Here is a 483-nt window from a genome sequence, read left to right on the forward strand (position 1 = left end):
CGGACTCCACGGAGATGCCCACGTCGGCGGCGTGCAGAGCCAGCGCGTCGTTGACTCCGTCGCCCAGGAACGCGACGTCGCCGCCGGTCGTCCGCTGGATCCGGACGATCCGTGCCTTGTGCTCAGGGCTGACCCGGGCGAAGACGGTGGTGCGTACGATCGCCGCGGCGAGTTCGGCGTCGTCCAGCGCGTCGAGGTCAACCCCGGTCAGCGCTCGTCCGGAGGGCAGTCCGAGGTCGTCGCAGACCTTGACCGCGACCGCCGGATTGTCCCCCGTGACGATCTTGACCGTGATCCCGAGACCGGCCAGCCTCAGCAGCGCCGCGGCAGCGTCGGGTTTGGGCGGGTCGAGGAAGACCAACAGGCCGGCGAGACGAAGGCCTCGTTCATCCACGGCAGTGGGCCGTTCTTCGCCCACCGGGGTACGGGTGGCCACGGCGACCACGCGGTTCCCTGCGGCGAACTCGGCGGCCAGCGCTTCGC

Annotated in this window: 1 protein-coding gene; it reads right to left on the reverse strand. The window is 71.0% G+C overall.

Annotated elements, in window-relative coordinates; all coding sequences use genetic code 11:
* The coding region (locus C6N31_RS47215) for an HAD-IC family P-type ATPase (RefSeq protein WP_307811616.1) at positions 1 to 394 on the reverse strand (394 nt) is incomplete at its 3' end.
* Between the last annotated feature and the right edge of the window lie 89 nt (positions 395 to 483).

Source organism: Streptomyces fildesensis, from assembly GCF_016107395.1.
Lineage (GTDB): Bacteria > Actinomycetota > Actinomycetes > Streptomycetales > Streptomycetaceae > Actinacidiphila > Actinacidiphila fildesensis.